Consider the following 19,716-nt stretch of genomic DNA (forward strand, 5'->3'; position numbering starts at 1 on the left):
GGAGACTGATCGTGACCTTCATTTCCAAGACCCCACATGCCGACGTCGTCCTGATCGGCGGCGGCATCATGAGCGCCACGCTGGGGGCATTCCTCAAGCAGCTGGAGCCGAGCTGGACCATCTCCCTGTTCGAGCGGCTGGACCAGCCCGGGCTGGAAAGCTCCGGGCCGTGGAACAACGCCGGCACCGGCCACGCCGCCCTCTGCGAGCTCAACTACTCCCCTGCAGCCAAAGACGGCTCAGTGGACCCCTCCAAGGCGCTGCAGATCAACGAACAGTTCCAGCTTTCCCGCCAATTCTGGTCCCACCTGGTGGACCGGAACCTGATCGGCTCGCCCAAGGGCTTCATCAACACCGTGCCGCACATGAGCTTCGTCATCGGCGAGGACCACACCCGCTTCCTGAAGACGCGGTACGAAGCCCTCAAGCCGCACACCCTGTTCCGGAGCATGGAGTACTCCGAGGACCACGGCCAGATCGCCAAGTGGGCGCCGCTGATCGTGAAGGGGCGCGACCCCAAGCAGCGCATCGCCGCTACCCGCGCCGCCGAGGGCACCGACGTCGACTTCGGGGCACTTACCCGCGAGCTGACCACCTACCTCGGGAACAACGGCGTCGAAATCAACTACGGCCATGACGTCACGGGCATCTCCAGGGCGTCCGACGGCGGCTGGAACCTTTCGCTGAAGTACCCCAAGTCCGGCGAGCACGGCAAGATCCACGCCAAGTTCGTTTTTGTGGGCGCCGGCGGAGGCGCGCTGCACCTGCTCCAGGCTTCCGGCATCCCGGAAAGCAAGGGCTATGGCGGGTTCCCCGTCTCCGGGCAGTTCTTCCGCTGCACGGACGAAGCCATCGCCGCGCAGCACAGTGCCAAGGTGTACGGCCAGGCATCGGTGGGTGCTCCCCCCATGTCGGTGCCCCACCTGGACACCCGGTACGTGGACGGCAAGCGTTCGCTGCTGTTCGGACCCTACGCGGGCTTCTCCACCAACTTCCTGAAGAACGGTTCCTACCTCGATCTTCCGCTGTCCATCAGGCCGGGCAACATCATTCCGATGCTGGCGGTGGCGAAGGACAACATGGACCTCACCGCGTACCTGATCAAGGAAGTGGCCAAGCGCCACGGCGACAAGGTCGAAGCGCTGCGCGAGTACTACCCGGAGGCCAAGGACGGCGACTGGGAACTGATCACCGCCGGCCAGCGTGTACAGATCATCAAGAAAGATCCGCAGAAGGGCGGCATCCTCCAGTTCGGAACTGAAGTGATCGCCGGCCGTGACGGTTCCATCGGCGCGCTCCTGGGTGCATCCCCCGGAGCCTCCACTGCGGTCCCGATCATGATCGAATTGCTGAAGAAGACGTTCCCGCGGAACTTCAAGGGCTGGCAGTCCAAGCTCAAGGACATGATGCCGGGCTACGGGGTCAAGCTGGACGAGAACCCGGACCTCGCCGTCGAGCTGGAAAAGGCAACGGCCAAGTCGCTTCAGCTGGAGAGCGTTAACGCCAGCCACTGACCCTGCCGGGGCCGGCGGCCGGCACGTCCGGGTCCGTATCAGTCAGTCAACCCCTCAGGAGACCATGCGATGTTCCGGCTGGCACAACTCTCACTTGCGAACCGGGCCCTGATCGCACTGGTCACAGTCTTCGCCTCCGTCTTCGGCGTGATCACCATGTCATCGCTGAAGCAGGAACTCATCCCGTCCATCGAGTTCCCGCAGATCACCGTGCTGACCGCAATGCCCGGCGCTTCCCCGGAGGTGGTGGACAAGCAGGTGAGCGGGCCCTTGGAGACTGCCCTGAACGGCGTGGAGGGGCTGGAATCCACCTCCTCCACGTCCCGCAACGGCGTTTCCCAGATCACCATGGTCTTCACCTACGGTTCCAACCTGGACCGGGCGCGGAACCAGATTGACCGGGCCATCTCCAACGCCAAGCGGACCCTGCCCGAGGACGTCCAGCCGCAGGCCTTCGCCGGCAGCATCAACGATTTCCCCATTGTTTTCCTGGCGGTTTCCTCGGACAAGGGCCTCAGCGAGCTGAACGCCGACCTGCAGCGGCTAAGCGTGCCCCGCCTCCAGAAGATCGAGGGCGTCCGCGGCGCCGACGTGACGGGCGGCGCCACCCAGCACATCGAGATCCTCCCCCGCCCCGAGGCGATGGCGGCGTCCGGTGCCACCATCGCCTCCATCCGGGACGCGCTGGCCAACAACGGCGCGCTGGTCCCGGCCGGCACGCTGGAGGAACAGGGCAAGACCCTGTCCCTGCAGATTGGCAGCCCGGTGGATTCACTGGACGCCATCAAGGCCCTCCCCCTCGGAGGAGCCAGGAACGCCGCCACGATCGGCGCTGTGGCGGACGTTGCCGTCAAGGACGACGAACGCACCTCCATCACGCGGACCAACGGTGCGGAAACGCTCGCGGTGTCCGTCACCAAAAAGCCTGAAGGCGACACTGTCGGCATCTCGCACGCAGTCCGGGACACCCTCGACGAGCTGGAGGCCGAACTGGGCTCGAACGCCAGGTTCACCCCGGTGTTCGACCAGGCACCGTTCATCGAGAAGTCCATCAAGGACCTCACCACCGAGGGCCTGCTGGGGCTGGGCTTCGCCGTTGCCGTCATCCTGGTCTTCCTGATGTCCGCCCGCTCCACCCTGGTCACGGCAGTGTCCATCCCGCTCTCGCTGCTGATCACCTTCATTGGGCTGTCCGCCACCGGGTATTCCCTGAATATCCTGACGCTGGGCGCACTCACCATCGCCATCGGCCGGGTGGTGGACGACTCGATTGTGGTGATCGAGAACATCAAGCGGCACCTGAGCTACGGCGAGGACAAGGTCACGGCCATCCTGACCGCCATCAGGGAGGTGGCGGGGGCGATTACCGCGTCCACGCTGACCACCGTGGCGGTCTTCCTCCCCATTGCCTTCGTGGGCGAGCTTGCAGGCGAGCTGTTCAGGCCGTTCGCCCTCACCGTCACCATGGCGCTGCTCGCATCGCTGCTGGTTTCGCTGACCATCGTCCCGGTGCTGGCGTACTGGTTCCTGAAGAACAGCGGCGCCGCGGCCGGCGCGGCTCCGGCAGGGTCAGCAGCTGCCCGCCGCAACGCCGACGAGGCGCGGGAAAGGGCGCTGGAGGCGGAGCAGCGCAGCAGGCTCCAGCGCGGATACCTGCCCATCCTCGGCAAGACCCAGAAACATCCGGTGATTACCCTTGTTGCCGCCGTCCTGGTACTGGGCGGCACGGCGGCCATGACGCCCCTGCTGGCCACGAACCTCCTGGGCAACTCGGGCCAGAACAGCCTCACGGTCCGCCAGGTGCTGCCCGCCGGCACCAGCCTGGCGGACACCAGCGCGGCGGCCATCCGGCTGGAAGAAGTCCTTCGCGGCATCGACGGCGTCAAGGACGTCCAGGTGACGTCAGGCAACGCGCAGGCCGGGTTTGCCGCGCTCACCTCCACCGGATCCTCAAACTCCACGTTCACGGTGGTCACGGACGAGAAAGCCAACCAGGCGCGCCTGCAGGAGACTGTACGGAACGAACTGGCAAAGGTCCCCGATTCCGGGAAGGTCTCGGTGGGCACCCAGCAGGGCGGCTTCGGCACGTCTTCCACGGTGGACATCACGCTCAAGTCCGCCACCACCGCCGACCTGCGCGAGGCCAGCGACACCATGGTTTCGGCGATGGCGGGGCTGCCGGGAACCAGCGAGGTGGCAACCAACCTCGCGGCAAGCCAGCCGGTGGTCCAGGTCAAGGTGGACAGGGCCAAAACCGTCGCCGCCGGGCTCAACGAGGAACAGGTGGCCGGGGTGCTCGCCTCAACCATCAGCCCCATCCCCGCCGGAACCGTCCGGATCGACACCGACGACTTCCCCGTCCAGATCGGCAAGGGCACCAAATTCACCAGCATCGAGGCCGTCCGCCAAATCCCCCTGCCGGCCGCCGGCGGCCCTGTGACGCTCGGCAGCATCGCCGCGGTTGAACAGGTGGACGTGCCGGTATCCATCACCGCCAGCAACGGCCAGCGCACCGCGCGGGTCTCCGTCACGCCGTCGGGCTCCAACCTGGGCGCGGTCAACGCGGAGGTCCAGAAACGCCTCGAAGGCGTGCAGCTGCCGGCGGGCGTCACTGCCGAAATCGGCGGTGCCACCACCCAGCAGCAGGAGTCGTTCCAGCAGCTCGGACTCGCCCTGCTGGCGGCAATCGCCATCGTCTACGTCATTATGGTGGCGACCTTCAAGTCCCTCATCCAGCCGCTGATCCTGCTGGTCTCGGTGCCGTTTGCCGCCACAGGTGCCGTGGCCCTTCTGCTGCTCACCGGCGTCCCGCTGGGCCTGCCGTCACTGATCGGCATGCTCATGCTGGTGGGCATCGTGGTCACCAACGCAATCGTGCTGATCGACCTCATCAACCAGTACCGGCAGCCCCGGGACGGGCGGCCGGGCATGAACGTGGCTGACGCCATCACACATGGCGCGCGCCAGCGCCTGCGTCCCATCCTGATGACCGCCCTCGCCACGGTGTTCGCCCTCACGCCCATGGCACTGGGCCTCACCGGCGGCGGCGGCTTTATCTCGCAGCCGCTTGCCGTGGTGGTCATCGGAGGGCTCATCTCCTCCACTGCCCTGACCCTGGTCCTGGTGCCGGTCCTTTACAGGCTGGTGGAAGGCCGCCGCGAGCGGAAGGCGCTGCTCCGGGAGCTGCAGCCCCGGCCGGAATTCGGGCCCGGGGCCGACGTCGACGAGGAGTTCCGGGACTGGACCGCCGGCATCGTGCCTAAGACCAGCGGCCGCCGCGCTGCCCCCGGAAGCCCCGAGTAAAACAGCGGAATAATTCCGCCCCGGCTGCGTTGTATCCGTCGATAGATGCAAATGCATCTAAATTGGACTACACTGGGAGCAAGCCAGCAGTCCAGGAACGGAAAGGCACATCATGCAGATCGGTGTTTTCAGCGTCAGCGACATCACCACGGACCCCACCACGGGCCGGACCCCAACCGAAAACGAGCGCATCAAGGCGTCCGTGGCCATCGCCAAGAAGGTGGAGGAAATCGGGATGGATGTCTACGCCCTGGGCGAGCACCACAACCGGCCGTTCTTCTCCTCCTCCCCCACCACCACGCTTGCCTACATCGCGGCCCAGACGGAACGAATCACGCTGTCCACGGCAACAACGCTGATCACCACGAACGATCCCGTGAAGATCGCCGAGGACTTCGCCATGCTCCAGCACCTGGCCGACGGCCGCGTGGACCTGGTCCTGGGCCGCGGCAACACGGCGCCGGTGTACCCGTGGTTCGGCAAGAACATCCAGGACGGCGTTGAACTGGCCATCGAAAACTACAGCCTGCTGCGCAAGCTCTGGGACGAGGACACCGTGAACTGGTCCGGCAAGTTCCGCACGCCGCTGCAGAACTTCACGTCCACACCGCGCCCGCTCGACGGCGTCGCCCCCTTCGTGTGGCATGGTTCCATCCGCACTCCGCAGATTGCGGAAGTGGCGGCCTACTTCGGGGACGGCTTCTTCGCCAACAACATCTTCTGGCCCAAGGAGCACTACCAGCAGCTGATCGGCCTTTACCGGGAGCGCTACGAGCACTACGGCCACGGCAAGGCGGACCAGGCGATCGTGGGCCTTGGCGGCCAGTTCTTCATGCGGAAGAACTCGCAGGACGCGGTCAAGGAGTTCCGGCCCTACTTCGACAATGCGCCGGTGTACGGGCACGGCCCGTCCCTGGAGGACTTCACCTCCCAGACGCCGCTGACGGTCGGCAGCCCGCAGGAGGTCATCGAGAAGACGCTGACCTTCCGGGAGTACTTCGGCGACTACCAGCGGCAGCTGTTCCTGATCGACCACGCCGGCCTGCCGCTGAAGACCGTGCTGGAGCAGCTGGACCTGTTTGGTGAGGAAGTCCTGCCCGTCCTGCGCAAGGAATACGCCGCGCGCAAGCCCGCGCACGTCCCCGAACCGCCCACGCACGCCGGCCGGGTTGCCGCGCTGCTGGCGGCGCAGGACGCCGAGAAGTCCGCAGCGGAGGCCTGATGGCCGGCAAGAGTCCCGAATCACCGGTCCGCCTGGCAGCGGAAACCTGGGAGTCGCTGTTCCGGGCCCAGGTGGCCGTCATGCGGAAGCTGCAGTCCGGGCCGGCGTTCCGGAAGCTCGCAGTAAACGAGTACGACGTCCTGTTCACACTGTCCCGGTGCCCGTCCGGCTGGCTGCGGCTCAACGAGCTCAACGACAACGTCCTGCTGAGCCAGTCCAGCCTCAGCCGGCTGGTGGAGCGGCTGGAAAAGCGCGGGCTCGTGGCCAGGATGCCGGCGCCGGAGGACGGCCGCGGAGTGCTGTTGAAGCTGACCGACGAGGGGCGGGAGCTCCAGAAGGAGATCGGGCGCGAGCACGTCCGCGATATCTCCGCCGTCCTGGGGCCCGCCCTGACAGCGGCTGAACAGAAGGAGCTGATGAGGCTCACTGCCAAGCTCAGGAATTCGCTGGGCCCGCGGCCGCCCCGGCAAGAACCGAGCTAGCCCAGCGCCACCAGCGTGGCCGGATCCTCGGCCGGGAGGGTGCCGTTCACCACGGCCGTGACCTGCAGCTGGCTCAGCGTCAGGCTTCCGCCCACCGTGGACAGGAACGCCGTGTCCGCTGAGTCCCTGCCGGCCGTGATCCGCAGCATCGACTCCCGCGGGGCAAGCCCCGTGGGATCGATGACATGCCATGCGCCTTCCACGTAGGCCTCGGCCACGGCGTGGAAGTCCATGGGGCTCAGGCCAGGGGCGTACACGGCGGCAAGCCGGGACGGGATGTCCTTGGACCTCAGCAGGGCGATGGCCAGGTGGGCGAAGTCGCGGCACACTCCGCGGCGGCTCAGGAGGGTTTCCACTGCACCGTCCGTCCCGCGCGAGGAGCCGCTGATGTACCGGAGTTCCCCATTCACCCAGTTCCGCACGGCGTGCAGCAGTTCGGCGCCGCGGAGTCCTTCGAACTCGGCGTATGCTGTGGGCAGCAGGCGGTCCGACTCGGCATAGCGGCTGGGCCGGACGTACCGGATCCGGTCGGCCAGCCCGGCTTCCTCGGGCTGGGCCTTCCCCGCTACTGTCGCCGAGTATTCCACGGTCACTTCGGCCGGGTCCGTGAACTCCATGTAGTGCAGCCTGCCGCCGTGGTGGTCCGGCACCTCGGCGGCGGGAACCTGCTGACCGCCCGATGTGATGGACAGGCTCTCCCCAAAGGAGGAATAGCCGTCATTCCTCGCCGCGGCTATGGCCATGGCCACCTTGGTGTTGGCTGTGGTCCTGAAAACCAGGCGTGCGGAAACAGTGCGTTCCATGACTCTCCGGGGGTGTCGGCAGCGGAAGGAAGTCGCCGGTTGTCGCGGCCGTTGATGTGGGCCGGGAACGGGGCTAGTTCTTGATCTCCAGAGACATTAGCATCCGCTGGACGTTGGCGAAGTCGCTGCTTTCATCGACGTACTTTGCGGCCTGGTCCAAAGTGTCGAATGCCTTGGCGGGTGCCACTTTTTCGTCGGGAGCGAATGCCCTGACGGCTACCAGGTCGCCGAAGGAGTAGTCACCTTTGCCGGCAGGGCCCCGGATGATGTTGCGCAGTTCGCAGGCATGGCCGTCTGCCCCGCCCACAAGGTTCGTGACGCCGTAGGAGCCGAAGTACCGGTACCCCTGGATCACGCGGAACACGACCCGCGGCGGGATGGTTCCGTCCCCGCCTTCGGCGGTAAGGTCCGCCGGGACGCTGCTGATGACGGTGTACGGCCGCCGCGCGTCCTGGGGACAGTCAGCGGACGACGGCGGGAGTCCGGTCCGGAGCGCTGCCATGAAGGTGCCGTCGGGCTTCTTCACCTCCACCTTCAGCGCACCGGGCAGGGCGCCCTCCTCCGGGGCCACCGCCTGCGCTATCCACTCCTGCGGCAGCTCGAAACTCACGGTTTTTGCGGGGTCCGAGAAGGTTTTCCAGGCGGAAGCCGTGGCCACGGGGCTGGACGTGGCGGAAGCCGTGGCTCCGGGCGTGGCGTCTGCAGTGGCGGCAGCTGATGCCGGCGCGGTGGGGGCGGCCGTGGTGCCCGGCCCCCCGGGCTGCGCTGTCCATCCGGGTCCGCTGTTCGACGGTGTGGAGCATCCTGCGAGGAGCACGCCCGCCAGGAGAACGGATGCGCCCGCCAGGGCCCTCGGTGTTGCCATGCCTTCCATGCGGCCAGCCTATCGGGACGCGGCAGCCGCGGTCCTTTCCCTGGACGGCGTTTCGGCCGTACCTCGGCACCACATCGGAAAGTGGAAGCCGCACTGCCGCGGTGCGTGTCGCCGTCGGACGTGCAACTCCCGCGCCGGGGACTAGGCTGGTGCTTATGGAAGCCCACCACGGAACGGCCGAAGAAGATTTGGCGGACATTTCCGCCGTCGACATCGCCGACTGGCGGCTCCGGACCTTTGCCTTGTACGCCAATGTCCGCAAGGTCTCGGCCGAAAGTCCCGCGGAGGCGCACCTGTACTGGCGCCACCAGCGGGACCTGATGTTCGCCACCCACCCTGCCTCCCCGCTGACTGCCGAGGGCAAATCAACCTTTGCCGGTTTGAAGACGGCCGACTATGACCCGATTTACCGTTTCCACGTACCGTTGACCATGGAAGGCGCCGGGCGGGAAATGAAAGTGGAAACCGGGACCGACGGCGTGGTGAACTTCGTCAGGCTGGGCACGTTCGACCTTCCCGAGATGGGCCAGCTCGCCGTGTGGAAGCTGCGGGGCTACGGCGGCGGCATCTTTGTGCCCTTCCGTGACGCGACGGCAGGCCAGCCCGGCGGAAGCTACGGGGCCGGCCGCTACCTGCTGGACACCATCAAGGGAGCTTTCCACGGCGTCAACGGGACAGGGCCGGAGGCCAGCTTTGTCCTGGACTTCAACTTTGCGTACAACCCGTCCTGCGCCTACAACGAGGCCTGGGCGTGCCCGCTGCCGGGACCGTCCAACCGGCTGGCCGTGGACATCCCCGTGGGAGAGCTTTACTGACGGTATCCGTGGCCGCTAGGAGCCGAGGCCCCGCACGCTTGCCACTGCCTGCCGGACAGCTTTGGCAGCGACCTTCAGGTCTTCGCCAGCCACCGCTGCGTCAAAGCTGAACCGGACGGCTGTCTGGGCCACCCCGGCTTCGAATCCCATGGCCGTGAGGACGGGCGACGGCGCATCGGATCCGGCTGCGCAGGCGGAGCCGCTCGAGCACACCACGCCTTGGCGCTCCAGTTCCAGGAGGACCGATTCGCCGCTGGTTCCGGGGAAGCAGAACGATGCCACGGAGGGCAGCCGCTCCGCGGGGTGCCCGGTAAGCACCGCTCCCGGCACTCCCGTGAGCACGGCGTTGATGAAGCTGTCCCGCAGGGCCGCCACCCGGCGCCGTTGTTCCTCCTGGCCGGCCTGGGCAAGCGCCAGCGCGGCGGCCAGCCCCACGGCACCGGCCACGTTTTCCGTCCCGGAGCGGCGCCCGCGTTCCTGCCCGCCGCCGTGGATCAGCGGTTCGATCCTGGTGCGGCCGCGGACAAACAGCACCCCGCAGCCCTTGGGTGCCCCCAGCTTGTGGCCCGAAAGGCTCAGGGCGTCAACGCCCAGTGCCCGGGTGTCCAGGGGGAGCCAGCCCGCCGCCTGGACCGCATCCGTGTGGAAGGGAATCCCGTGGCTGCGTGCTGCGGCGCCCAGTTCGGCGACGGGCTGGACGGTTCCCACTTCATTGTTGGCGTACATGATGCTGACCACCGCGGTTTCGGGGCGCAGCACTGCGAGGAGCGCCTCCGGAGTGACCCGCCCGGTCCCGTCCACGGGAACCACGTCAACCCTGAATCCATGGAAGCGTTCCAGGTACCGGGCGGACTCCTCCACGGCAGGGTGTTCGACGCCGCTGATCACCACCCTGTCCAGTGTTGGGTCAGCTGCCTGCCGCGCCAGGGCAATGCCTTTGACGGCCAGGTTGTCCGCTTCGGTGCCGCCGGACGTGAACGTGATTTCACCCGGCCGGCAGCCCAGGACCGCGGCCACCGAGGCCCTGGCATCCGCGAGCGCCTTGGCCGCCGATTCGCCCAGGGTGTGGTGGCTGGAGGGGTTGCCGAAGTCACCGGTCAGGTAGGGCCACATGGCTTCCAGCACCTCGCGGCGGACGGCGGTGGTGGCGGCTGCGTCGAGGAAGATCACGGTGTACTCACCCGGCTGTCAGTTCCACGTCCAGGCCGAGGTCCAGGGCGGCCACCGTATGCGTGAGGGCGCCGACGGAAATGACGTCCACCCCGGTGGCGGCAATCCCTGCCACTGTTCCCAGGTTCACGTTGCCGCTGGCCTCCACTGTTGCGCGCCCGCCCACCAGGGCAACGCCCTCCTTCAGCTCCGCCACCGTGAAGTTGTCCAGCATGATGGTGTCCACGCCGGCTGCCAGGACAGGTTCGATCTGGTCCACCCGGTCCACCTCGACTTCGAAGTGCGTGGTGTGCCCCAGCTGCGCCTTGGCGGCCCGGAGCAGTCCGGTGAGCCTGGCGGGGTCCCCTCCGGTCATGACGGCCAGGTGGTTGTCCTTCGCCAGGACAGCATCGGACAGGCTGTAGCGGTGGTTGGCGCCTCCCCCGCACCGCACCGCGAACCGTTCGAGGATCCGCAGTCCGGGGGTGGTTTTTCGGGTGTCGGTAATGCGGGCCGCCGTTCCGTCGGTGAGCTCAACGAACTCCGCTGTCCGGGTGGCAATCGCGGACATCCGCTGGACCAGGTTGAGGGCCACGCGTTCTGCGAGCAGGACCGAACGGGCCCGTCCGCTGACCCTCGCAAGGTGCGTGCCGGCGTCGAACCTGTCTCCGTCCGCCAGCAGCAGCTCCACCCGCGTTTCAGGGTCCACCAGCAGCATGGCGTCGCGGAACACTGTGGCGCCGCTGAAGACGCCGGGCACCCGCGCATTCAGCACGGCCGTGGCGTGCGCAGTGGCCGGGATGAGCAGCTGGGAGGTGATGTCCCCTGCCGGGGCATCTTCGGCGAAGGCCCGCTCCAGGATCTCCCGCACCGGCGCCGACGGCAGTGCCAGGTCAAGCAGGGTTGTTTCAGTCATGGAGAACGCTCACTTTCGGGCGGTTCGGGTACGTGTTGTGGAGTTCTTCCGTGATGCCGGGCGCATCCTCCGGGCAGTCGCTGCGGTAGTGGGCGCCCAGGGACTCCGTGCGTTGCTGGGCCGCAGCCACCAGCAGCTGTGCCGCCAGCAGCAGGTTCCGGTCCTCATGCAGGCGGGTATCCGCACCGGCGGATACAGCGCCGGGACGAACGACGGCGGCCCACCGGCCAAGCGTCCGGGCCGCCTCAGCCAGCAGCTCACCGGACCGAAGCACCCCGGCCTTGGCAGTCATCAGCCGGCGCAGGGCCTCACGGGAGAACGGCTCACTCCCCCCACCGAAGTTGGACGGCCGGCTCCCACCCGGAGCAGCTGATGCGGCCGCTTCACCTACTAAAGCAGTAGGGAAGGTGCCGGCGTCCATAGCTTCTCGGGGCAGCGGTGCGGAAGCGTGCGTCAAGGGGAGGCCGCCCGCGGCCGAGACAGCACGCGGAGCATCGGTGCCCCGAGGGGGCGCACCGCCGTCGTCACCTGCCAGGAAGGCTTCAACAGCGCGCCGGCCGAAGACGAGTCCCTCCAGGAGGGAGTTGCTGGCCAGCCGGTTTGCCCCTTGGACCCCGCTGCACGCAACTTCCCCGGCGGCGTACAGCCCGGGCACCGTGGTGCGGCCGTGCAGGTCGGTGAGGACTCCGCCCATCCAGTAGTGGGCCGCTGGTGCCACCGGAACCACTTCGCGGGTCCAGTCGATGCCGGCGTCCAGGGTCTTCTGGGTGAGGGTGGGGAACCGCTTGGCCAGGAATCCGGGACCTTTGGCGCGCTCGATGGCGCGTGCGTCGAGGTAGACGTGGCCGTTGGGGTCGCCGAGCTTGGCGAGGTGCAGGGCGATGCTGCGGGAGACCACGTCGCGTGGGGCCAGTTCTGCGTCGGGGTGGTAGGCCCGCATGAACCGCTTTCCGTTGCCATCGACGAGGGTGGCGCCTTCGCCGCGGACCGCTTCGGAGATGAGGAGCGGATCCTGGCCAAGCCCGCGGGCTGTGCCCGGGTCTGCGTCCATGCTGCCGGCACCGGGCACCAGGCAGGTGGGGTGGAACTGGAAGAATTCCAGGTCCGCCGCTGCCGCCCCGGCGCGGACGGCGAGTGCAAGGCCGTCGGCGGTTGCCACCGCCGGGTTGGTGGTCTGGGCGAACAGTTGGCCTGCGCCGCCCGTAGCGAGCAGCACGGCGTCCCCGTACAGGGTGAATGTCCGGCCGTCCTGGAGGAACTCGACACCGTTGACGTGGCCGGCCGTTGCCAGGAGGGCGGTGGCGTGGGCGCCTGTATGGATGGCCACGGTACCGTCTGCCTGCCGGGCAAGCACGGCTTCGACCAGGGCCGCGGCGGTCTTCGCACCGGTCGCGTCGCCGCCGGCGTGCAGGATGCGCGGAGCGGAGTGTGCGGCCTCCAGCCCGAGCGCCCGGCCGCCGCCGGCACCGGGATCGAAGTGCACGCCGTACCGTTCCAGGCCGGCGATGTCCCTGCGGGCCTCCGAGCACATCAGGCTCACTGCGGCCTCATTGCAGTGTCCCGCTCCGGCCTGCAGGGTGTCGGCAATGTGGGCGGCGACAGTGTCCCCGGGGGCGGGCTCCGACAGGACGGCCGAGATACCGCCCTGGGCGTACCAGGTATTGCTCTCGCGCAACTGGCCCTTGCTCAGGAGAACCACGTCCGCCCCGGCGTCGGCCGCCAGCAGCGCGGCGTAGAGTCCGGCAATACCGCTGCCGACGACGATCAGCCGGCGGCTCATCAGGGCCTCGCGGCGAGCATGCGCTCGAGGGCGGTCCTGGCGTTGTCCTGGACGGAGTCCGCAACGGTAATGCGGTTCACCACCCGCCCGGCCACCAGTTCCTCCAGCACCCAGGCAAGGTAGCCGGGGTGGATCCGGTACATGGTGGAGCAGGGGCAGATGACGGGGTCCAGGCAGAAGATGGTGTGCTGCGGGTACTCCGCGGCGAGCCGGTTCACCATGTTGATCTCGGTGCCGATCGCAAAGGTGGTGGGTTCGGTGGCCGCGGCGATGGCCTTCTTGATGAAGTCGGTGGAGCCGGCCGAATCGGCAGCATCCACCACCTCCATGGGGCACTCCGGGTGCACAATCACCTGGACTCCGGGGAAATCGGCGCGGGCCTTCTCGATCTGGGCGACGTTAAAGCGCTTGTGCACAGAGCAGAACCCGTGCCAGAGGATGACCCGTGAATCGAGCAGTGCCTGCTCGTCATTGCCGCCCAGGTCCTTGCTCGGGTTCCACATGGGCATCTGCTCCAGCGGCACGCCCAGCGCTTTCGCGGTGTTGCGGCCCAGGTGCTGGTCGGGGAAGAACAGCACCCGCTGGGCCCGCTGGAACGCCCACTCGAGCACCGTCCTGGCGTTGGAGGAGGTGCAGACGATGCCGCCGTGCTCACCGCAGAAAGCCTTCAGGGCAGCGGAGGAATTCATGTAGGTGACGGGAAGGACCGGAACCCGGCCCTCGGCGTCGGGCTCGGTGCCGTAAATCTCCTCCAACTGCTCCCAGCACTCGGCCACGGAATCGGCGTCGGCCATGTCCGCCATGGAGCAGCCGGCCGCCAGGTTGGGCAGGATGACGGCCTGTTCGGGGGCGGAGAGGATGTCGGCGGTTTCGGCCATGAAGTGCACGCCGCAGAAAACGATCGCCTCCGCATCCGGACGGGTGAGGGCCGCGTTGGCCAGCTGGAAGGAGTCGCCCACGAAGTCCGCGTACTGGATCACTTCATCGCGCTGGTAGAAGTGCCCCAGGATGACGGCCCGGTCCCCCAGGGCAGCCTTTGCGGCAAGGATCCTTTCGCCCAGCTCGGCGTCGCTGGCCAGCTTGTACTCCTCCGGCAGCTGCCCCTGGCGGGGGCTTGCGGCGGGGGCCACGTCCGCGCTGGAGGCACCGGGGCCGTAGGCGGGAACGCCGGCGAGCGCCTCGGCAAGATCGTAGTCCCACGGGCCCTTGGCCAGGGCGGGGCTGCAGGTGCTGCCCTTTGCGGCGGCGCCGTTTTCGGCCTGCTCGCGCGTGATCAGCTGGATTGCCGTGTTGACGCTGCTCATGGTGTGCTCCTGTTGTCTGGGTCAAGGCCGGGCCGGCCGGTAAAGCGGTAGAGGCGCGGGGGGCGGTGCTTGCCGCCCTGGAGGTATTCGCCGGTTTCTTCTATTTCGGGGGTGGCCTTGAGCTGCCTGCGGAAGTTTGCCGGATCCAACTCACGGTCCAGCACGGCTTCGTAGACCTCCCGCACCTGGGCCAGGGTGAAGTACTCCCCCAGCAGGTGGTACGCAACGGAGCCGTAGGCGAGCTTGTTCCGCAGCCGCCACAACGCGTAGTCCACGATCGCGTTGTGATCAAAGGCGAGTTCGCCAAGCCGGTCCGCCCGGAACCACCGGACGTTCTCGGACTCGTCCGCGAGCGCGGCTTCGGTCGGCTGGACCAGGGCCCAGTAGACGATCGAAACCACCCGCTGGGTGGGTGAGCGGTGCAGCCCGCCGAACGCGTACAGCTGCTCCAGGTAGCTGGGGGCAAGTCCGGTTGTCTCCCGCAGGTTCCGTGAAGCCGCGTCCTGGAGCGACTCCGCGTGGCTCAGGGGACCACCGGGCAGCGCCCACAGCCCTTTGAAGGGTTCCCGGATCCGCCGCACCAGCGGTAGCCAGAGCGTGGGGCGCCCTGAGCTTTCGCTGGGGCGCAGCGCGAAGATCACCGTGGAGATGGCCAGCGACGGCGGTGCAGCCTGGCGTTCCGAGACATTGGCAGAGCTGGAGTACACGGTTACACCGCCTTCCGGGGATCAGGCGCCTGCCCCAGGGAGGAGCCGGACTAGTTATGGTCACTTTGACCAAAACTGATTCTACGGGCTGGCGCCTTGCAATTGCCAATGTTTCTGGAAATTGTCCTCCTGGAGTTTTCAGGCTGCCCGCGGCATCGGATGCGGGCCAAATTCCGCTCCGGCACCGCAGGCGGTAAATTCAAGTGGTCCCACAAGGCGCCACCATCCAGACCCCAAGAAGGTTCCCGGCACATGACGATGAAGTCCACCACCACCCGCCCAACCGAAAAACGGGCCCATCCTCCGCACAGCATGAAGCCCCGGCAGCTGACCATGATGGGGCTCGGCAGCGCCATCGGGGCCGGCCTGTTCCTGGGTTCGGGCGCCGGAGTGCAGGCCGCCGGCCCCGCCGTCCTTGTTTCCTACCTCGTGGCCGGGACCCTGATCATCCTGGTCATGTGGGCCCTGGGCGAAATGGCCGCTGCGAACCCCAACAGCGGAGCGTTCTCCGTCTACGCAGAACGCGCCCTGGGCAAGACGGCCGGCGCCACCATCGGCTGGCTCTGGTGGCTCCAGCTGGTGGTGGTGATCGCCGCCGAAGCACTCGGGGCAGCCGCACTCCTCTTCTCCGTATGGCCGGTCATTCCGGTGTGGGCGCTGGCGCTGGTCTTCATGGTGGTCTTCACCGGGATCAACCTCGCGGGAGTGCGGAACTTCGGTGAGTTCGAGTTCTGGTTCGCCATCCTCAAGGTTGCCGCGATTATCCTGTTCCTGGCGGTGGGCGCCGCCCTGCTCCTGGGCCTCCTTCCGGCCGCCTCACCGGGGCTGTCCAATGTCACGGGCGACTTCGCGCCGCAGGGCCTGGGCGGCATTGCGTCCGCACTCTTCGTGGTCATCTTCGCGTTCGGCGGGACGGAAATTGTGTCCGTCGCCGCGGCGGAAACCGAGGATCCGGAGCGGAGCGTGGCCAAGGCCATCCGCACTGTTGTCTGGCGCATCCTGGTGTTCTACATCGGGTCCGTCTTCGTCATCGCCGCCGTCCTTCCGGCCACCTCGGAAGCCCTGGCCTCGCCGTTCGCCGGCGTTCTGGACGCCGCCCGCATCCCCGGCGCGGGAACGGCGATCACCCTGGTGGCCGTCGTCGCACTTCTCTCTGCCTTGAACGCCAACCTCTACGGGGCATCACGGATGGCCTACTCCCTTGCGCAGCGCTCCGCGGCGCCCCGCGTCCTCGCCCGCTTGGGCGGCTCGAACGTCCCCATGCTGGCGGTGGGGGTATCCGTGGCCTTCGGATTCGTCGCCACCGTCCTGGAACTGCTGTTCCCGGAGCGGATACTTCCGGCCCTCTTCCAGCTGGTGGGCTCCACCTGCCTGGTGGTCTGGGGAAGCGCCCTCGTCTCGCAGCTGATCCTGCGGCGCCGGGCGGACCGGGCAGGAATTCCGCTGCCCCTGCGGATGAAGGGTTTCCCTGGCCTGACCATCCTGGGACTTGTCCTGCTGGCCCTCATTTTCGCTGTGGGGTTCAGCGCCGAAGAGAGCCGGATCCAGCTCTTCAGCACCTTTGCCCTCATCGCCGGGATAGCCCTGGCCTCCGCGGCGGGTGCCCGGCTCACCGCCCGGACCCGCCACACCACTGGGTAGCGCCAAGTGTCGTTTTGGCGGCTCAAAACGACACTTCGCGCTACCCAGATTGGGGCCGGGGGGCAGCAGCCGGTGAGGGGAAGCGGCGCGGCGGCCGGCAGGTAGAGTAAAACCAAAAGCACGAGGTTCCGAAGCGCCGGGTCCGCCTGGGCGCCGTACTTGATGAGGACTGACACCATGAGCGGCAGGCACACCGGCCAACAGCACACGCACACAGTGGAAGGCACGGACCCGCAACTCTACGTGGCGGTCCATGATCCCGCGGTGGATGCCGGGTTCCGTCCGGTCCTGCTGGTGCACGGGTTCTCCTCCTCCAGCAAGCTCAACTGGGAGGACACCGGGTGGGTGGCTGCGCTGCTGGACGCCGGCCGGCGCGTCATCACGGTGGACCTGCCCGGACACGGCCGCAGCGGCGCCCCCGAGGATCGGGACTCCTACTCCCCAAGCAGGATCCGGGCGGACCTGCTTCAGACAGCGTTCGACGCCGGTGTGCGGCCTCTGCAGGAGGGTGACCCTTCCAGCGGCCTGGACATCGTGGGCTACTCGTTGGGCTCCAGGCTCGCCTGGGAATTCGGCGCCACCCAGCCCGAGATCACCCACCGCCTTGTCCTTGGCGGCCCCAACATCTCCGATCCGCTGGCCGAGTTCGACCTCCGGGCCGCGCAGGACTACCTCGCCGACGGCACCCCCATCGCCGACGAGTCCACGGCGCGGCTGCTCAAGATGGCACTCCTGCTGCCCAGCAACAACATCTTCGCGCTGCTTTCCCTGGTGGAGGCCATCAAGGCCGAGCCATACGACCCTGCAGAGGCAGTACCCCACGTGCCGATGCTCCTGGTGGCCGGGGAAAAGGATGAACGGATCGGCAGCCTGCCGCAGCTTGAAGAACTGGCGCGAAAGGCCGGTTCCATGGCCGAACAGCTGATTCTGCCCGGCAGGAACCATACGAACGCGGTGACGAGCAGGGCCTTCAAACAGGCGGCGATCTCCTTCCTGGCCGTATAGCCTTTCTCCAGGAGGGACTGATGGGCACGTTCTTCGAAGACCGTACGGACGCCGGCGAACGCCTTGCGGCCCTCCTTCCGCAGTTCCGGGAGCGGCCGGACACCCTTGTGCTTGGCCTGGCCCGCGGGGGAATCCCCGTGGCGGCTGCGGTGGCCAAGGCACTCTACCTTCCCCTGGGGACCGTCCTGGTCCGGAAACTGGGAATCCCCGGCCATGAGGAAACCGCCTACGGCGCCCTGGCGTGGGTCCACGGCCGCACGGTCCGGCTGGTCAACAAGCCCCTCCTGGACCGCGTCCTTGAACACGGCGTCCGCCGGGAATGGCTCGACGCAGTGGAGCAGCGGGAACGGACCGAGCTGCTTCGCCGCGCGGAGCTCTACCCGGGTACCGGCCTCGACCTGGGTGGAAAGACCGTCCTCCTTGTCGACGACGGCCTGGCAACGGGAGCCACCATGCGGGCAGCCGTCGAAGCAGTGCGTGAGGGCGGTGCGGCAACAGTGGTGGCGGCCGCCCCGGTTGGTTCCATCGAGGCCGAGGCCTCCGTGGAGCGCGTGTGCGACGCCGTGCTGTGCCTGCACCTGCCGGGAAAGTTCCGGGCGGTAGGCAGTTTCTACCGGCACTTTGAGCAGCTGTCCGACGACGACGCAATCAGCCTGCTGGAGCAGTAGAAGTCCCGGCAGCCATCCTTTGCCCGCAGGGCAAAGCGGGCCGGACCACCATGGTCCGGCCCGCCGTCGTGACTATTCCAGCCGCGCGCCGCGCGGTTGGAGCCCGTTAGTGGTGGCTGACCCCCAACGGACGGCCCTTGGTTTCCTTAGCAAGGACAACGCCGATGGCGGAGATGACGCACAGGACCATGATGTAGATGCCAATGGACCCGGTCCACTTGGTGGACTGCAGCAGCGTTTCAGCGATGGTGGCCGCGAATGCCCCTCCCAGGATGGCGCCGAACGCATAGCCGATGGAGATCCCCGAGTACCGCACGTTGGCTGGGAACATTTCGGCGTACATGGCTGACATGGGCCCGTAGGACAGCCCGAGCCCAATGGTGAGGACAAACAGCGCCAGGCCATAGAGCCAGATGTTCTTGGTGTCGATGAGGGCAAACATCGGGATCATCCAGGCGAAGATGATGGCGTAACCCGTCAGGAAGGTCTTGACGCGGCCGATGCGGTCGGAAAGCCACCCGCCCGCGAGAGTGAAAATCAGCCAGCCAAAGGACGCCAGCGTCGTGGCCAGCAGCACCTCCGGGGTAGGCATCTTCAGCGTCCGGGTGGCGTAGGCGATAAAGAAGGCAATGAGCAGGTAGCCGGCAGCATTGTTCGCGATGAAGATCATGGTGGAGTACAACACCGGCTTCTTGTGGCTGCGGACCAGCTCGCCCAGCGGAGCCTTGCTCTCCTGCTTCCGGGCGGCCATCTCCTGGAAAACAGGGCTTTCGGCCACGGCGCGGCGGATGAGGTAACCCACCACGATGAGGACGATGGAGAGCAGGAACGGGACCCGCCAGCCCCAGGCCGCGAAGTCTTCCTTGGACATGCTGCTGTTGAGGAAGAAGAGCAGGCCGGTGGCCAGGATCATGCCGATGGGTACCCCGATCTGCGGGTAGGCCCCGAAGAGGCCGCGCTTGTTCAGGGGCGCGTGCTCAACGGCCATAAGCGCCGCCCCGCCCCACTCGCCGCCTGCTGAGAAGCCCTGGATGATGCGGAGCGTGATCAGCAGGACGGGTGCCCAGGCGCCGATCTGGGCGTAGGTGGGCAACATGCCGATCAGCGCAGTGGCAGCGCCCATCATCACCAGGGTGAAGACAAGCATCGCCTTGCGGCCCAGGCGGTCGCCCAGGTGGCCGGCCACCACGGCCCCGAGGGGCCGGAAGAGGAAGCTGATGCCGATCAGTGCAAAGGAAAGGATCTGCGCCAGCCCCGGGTTGGACTGCTGCAGCGGGGTTAGGAACAGCGGGGACAGCAGCGTTGCCGTCAACTGGGCAAAGATGAAGAAGTCGTACCACTCGATGGTGGTTCCGACGAGGGTGCCGGCGAGGACCTTGCGTTCCTCCCGCCGGGAGCTGGGTCCGGCGAGGGTGTCCACCTTGGAAGGTGTGGTCATTGAAACTCCATTGTTTAAGGCAGCAGCGCTGCCGGGACGCCTTCAGGATTACCGACAGAACGGTCAGTTAGTTAGTAGGGTACTACGAAAGTGTG

The 19,716-nt window shown here is 67.2% G+C and carries 16 protein-coding genes; 8 read left to right on the plus strand and 8 right to left on the minus strand.

The genetic code is table 11. The annotated features are described in order from the left end of the window. The first annotated feature begins 11 nt into the window (after positions 1-11). The 4 genes from KTR40_RS11410 (at position 12) to KTR40_RS11425 (ending at position 6,521) form a co-directional block, all read left to right on the plus strand. Positions 12-1,514: a malate:quinone oxidoreductase gene (locus tag KTR40_RS11410; RefSeq protein ID WP_139029581.1), complete on the plus strand. Its 1,503-nt coding sequence runs from the start codon at positions 12-14 to the stop codon at positions 1,512-1,514. Between the two features lie 69 nt (positions 1,515-1,583). Then, positions 1,584-4,817, plus strand: a complete 3,234-nt coding sequence (locus KTR40_RS11415) for an efflux RND transporter permease subunit (RefSeq protein ID WP_228403796.1) — start codon at positions 1,584-1,586, stop codon at positions 4,815-4,817. Between the two features lie 112 nt (positions 4,818-4,929). Further along, positions 4,930-6,039 carry an LLM class flavin-dependent oxidoreductase gene (locus KTR40_RS11420; protein WP_163162589.1) on the plus strand — a complete coding sequence of 370 codons (1,110 nt, stop codon included), beginning with the start codon at positions 4,930-4,932 and terminating at the stop codon, positions 6,037-6,039. After that, positions 6,039-6,521, plus strand: a complete 483-nt coding sequence (locus KTR40_RS11425) for a MarR family winged helix-turn-helix transcriptional regulator (RefSeq protein WP_139029584.1) — start codon at positions 6,039-6,041, stop codon at positions 6,519-6,521. The genes KTR40_RS11420 and KTR40_RS11425 overlap by 1 nt, the downstream gene beginning before the upstream one ends. On the opposite strand, the gene KTR40_RS11430 is transcribed toward KTR40_RS11425, so the two are convergent. Both KTR40_RS11430 and KTR40_RS11435 read right to left on the minus strand, forming a co-directional pair. Next, positions 6,518-7,324, minus strand: a complete 807-nt coding sequence (locus KTR40_RS11430) for a transglutaminase family protein (RefSeq protein WP_228403797.1) — start codon at positions 7,322-7,324, stop codon at positions 6,518-6,520. The two genes, KTR40_RS11425 and KTR40_RS11430, sit on opposite strands and share 4 nt — an antisense overlap. Before the next feature lie 73 nt (positions 7,325-7,397). Next, positions 7,398-8,189: a hypothetical protein gene (locus tag KTR40_RS11435; RefSeq protein ID WP_370633196.1), complete on the minus strand. Its 792-nt coding sequence runs from the start codon at positions 8,187-8,189 to the stop codon at positions 7,398-7,400. Between the two features lie 164 nt (positions 8,190-8,353). On the opposite strand from KTR40_RS11435, the gene KTR40_RS11440 reads away from it, so the two are divergent. After that, positions 8,354-9,013 carry a DUF1684 domain-containing protein gene (locus tag KTR40_RS11440; protein ID WP_139029586.1) on the plus strand — a complete coding sequence of 220 codons (660 nt, stop codon included), beginning with the start codon at positions 8,354-8,356 and terminating at the stop codon, positions 9,011-9,013. 15 nt (positions 9,014-9,028) lie between these two features. Here the strand turns inward: KTR40_RS11440 and KTR40_RS11445 are convergent, their stop codons facing one another. Genes KTR40_RS11445 through KTR40_RS11465 form a run of 5 tightly spaced genes read right to left on the minus strand, consistent with a single transcriptional unit; the run spans position 9,029 to position 14,869 of the window. Continuing rightward, a complete protein-coding gene (locus KTR40_RS11445; RefSeq protein ID WP_228403800.1) occupies positions 9,029-10,183 on the minus strand; it encodes a cysteine desulfurase family protein in 1,155 nt (384 codons plus the stop codon). A gap of 7 nt (positions 10,184-10,190) precedes the next feature. Then, a complete protein-coding gene (gene nadC, locus KTR40_RS11450; protein WP_228403802.1) occupies positions 10,191-11,078 on the minus strand; it encodes a carboxylating nicotinate-nucleotide diphosphorylase in 888 nt (295 codons plus the stop codon). After that, a complete protein-coding gene (locus KTR40_RS11455) occupies positions 11,071-12,858 on the minus strand; it encodes an L-aspartate oxidase (protein ID WP_228403804.1) in 1,788 nt (595 codons plus the stop codon). The genes nadC and KTR40_RS11455 overlap by 8 nt, the downstream gene beginning before the upstream one ends. Then, entirely contained in the window at positions 12,858-14,162 is a 1,305-nt protein-coding gene (nadA, locus tag KTR40_RS11460; protein WP_228403806.1) for a quinolinate synthase NadA, read from the minus strand. The genes KTR40_RS11455 and nadA overlap by 1 nt, the downstream gene beginning before the upstream one ends. Then, positions 14,159-14,869, minus strand: a complete 711-nt coding sequence (locus KTR40_RS11465; protein WP_139029590.1) for an NUDIX domain-containing protein — start codon at positions 14,867-14,869, stop codon at positions 14,159-14,161. Before KTR40_RS11465 ends, nadA begins: the two co-directional genes overlap by 4 nt. Before the next feature lie 252 nt (positions 14,870-15,121). Here KTR40_RS11465 and KTR40_RS11470 point away from each other — a divergent pair, with 252 nt between their 5' ends. From KTR40_RS11470 to KTR40_RS11480, 3 genes are all read left to right on the plus strand, one after another. Continuing rightward, positions 15,122-16,510, plus strand: a complete 1,389-nt coding sequence (locus tag KTR40_RS11470) for an amino acid permease (RefSeq protein WP_228403808.1) — start codon at positions 15,122-15,124, stop codon at positions 16,508-16,510. Between the two features lie 177 nt (positions 16,511-16,687). Then, complete coding sequence (locus KTR40_RS11475) at positions 16,688-17,515, plus strand: alpha/beta fold hydrolase (protein WP_139029592.1); 828 nt, start codon at positions 16,688-16,690, stop codon at positions 17,513-17,515. 20 nt (positions 17,516-17,535) lie between these two features. Beyond that, a complete protein-coding gene (locus KTR40_RS11480; protein ID WP_228403810.1) occupies positions 17,536-18,183 on the plus strand; it encodes a phosphoribosyltransferase in 648 nt (215 codons plus the stop codon). A gap of 106 nt (positions 18,184-18,289) precedes the next feature. Here KTR40_RS11480 and KTR40_RS11485 read toward each other — a convergent pair whose 3' ends face one another. Continuing rightward, positions 18,290-19,621 (minus strand): MFS transporter, encoded by a 1,332-nt coding sequence (locus KTR40_RS11485; RefSeq protein WP_228403811.1) that lies wholly within the window; start codon positions 19,619-19,621, stop codon positions 18,290-18,292. Positions 19,622-19,716: the final 95 nt, after the last annotated feature.

It is taken from the genome of Pseudarthrobacter sp. L1SW (assembly GCF_020809045.1).
Taxonomy (GTDB): domain Bacteria; phylum Actinomycetota; class Actinomycetes; order Actinomycetales; family Micrococcaceae; genus Arthrobacter.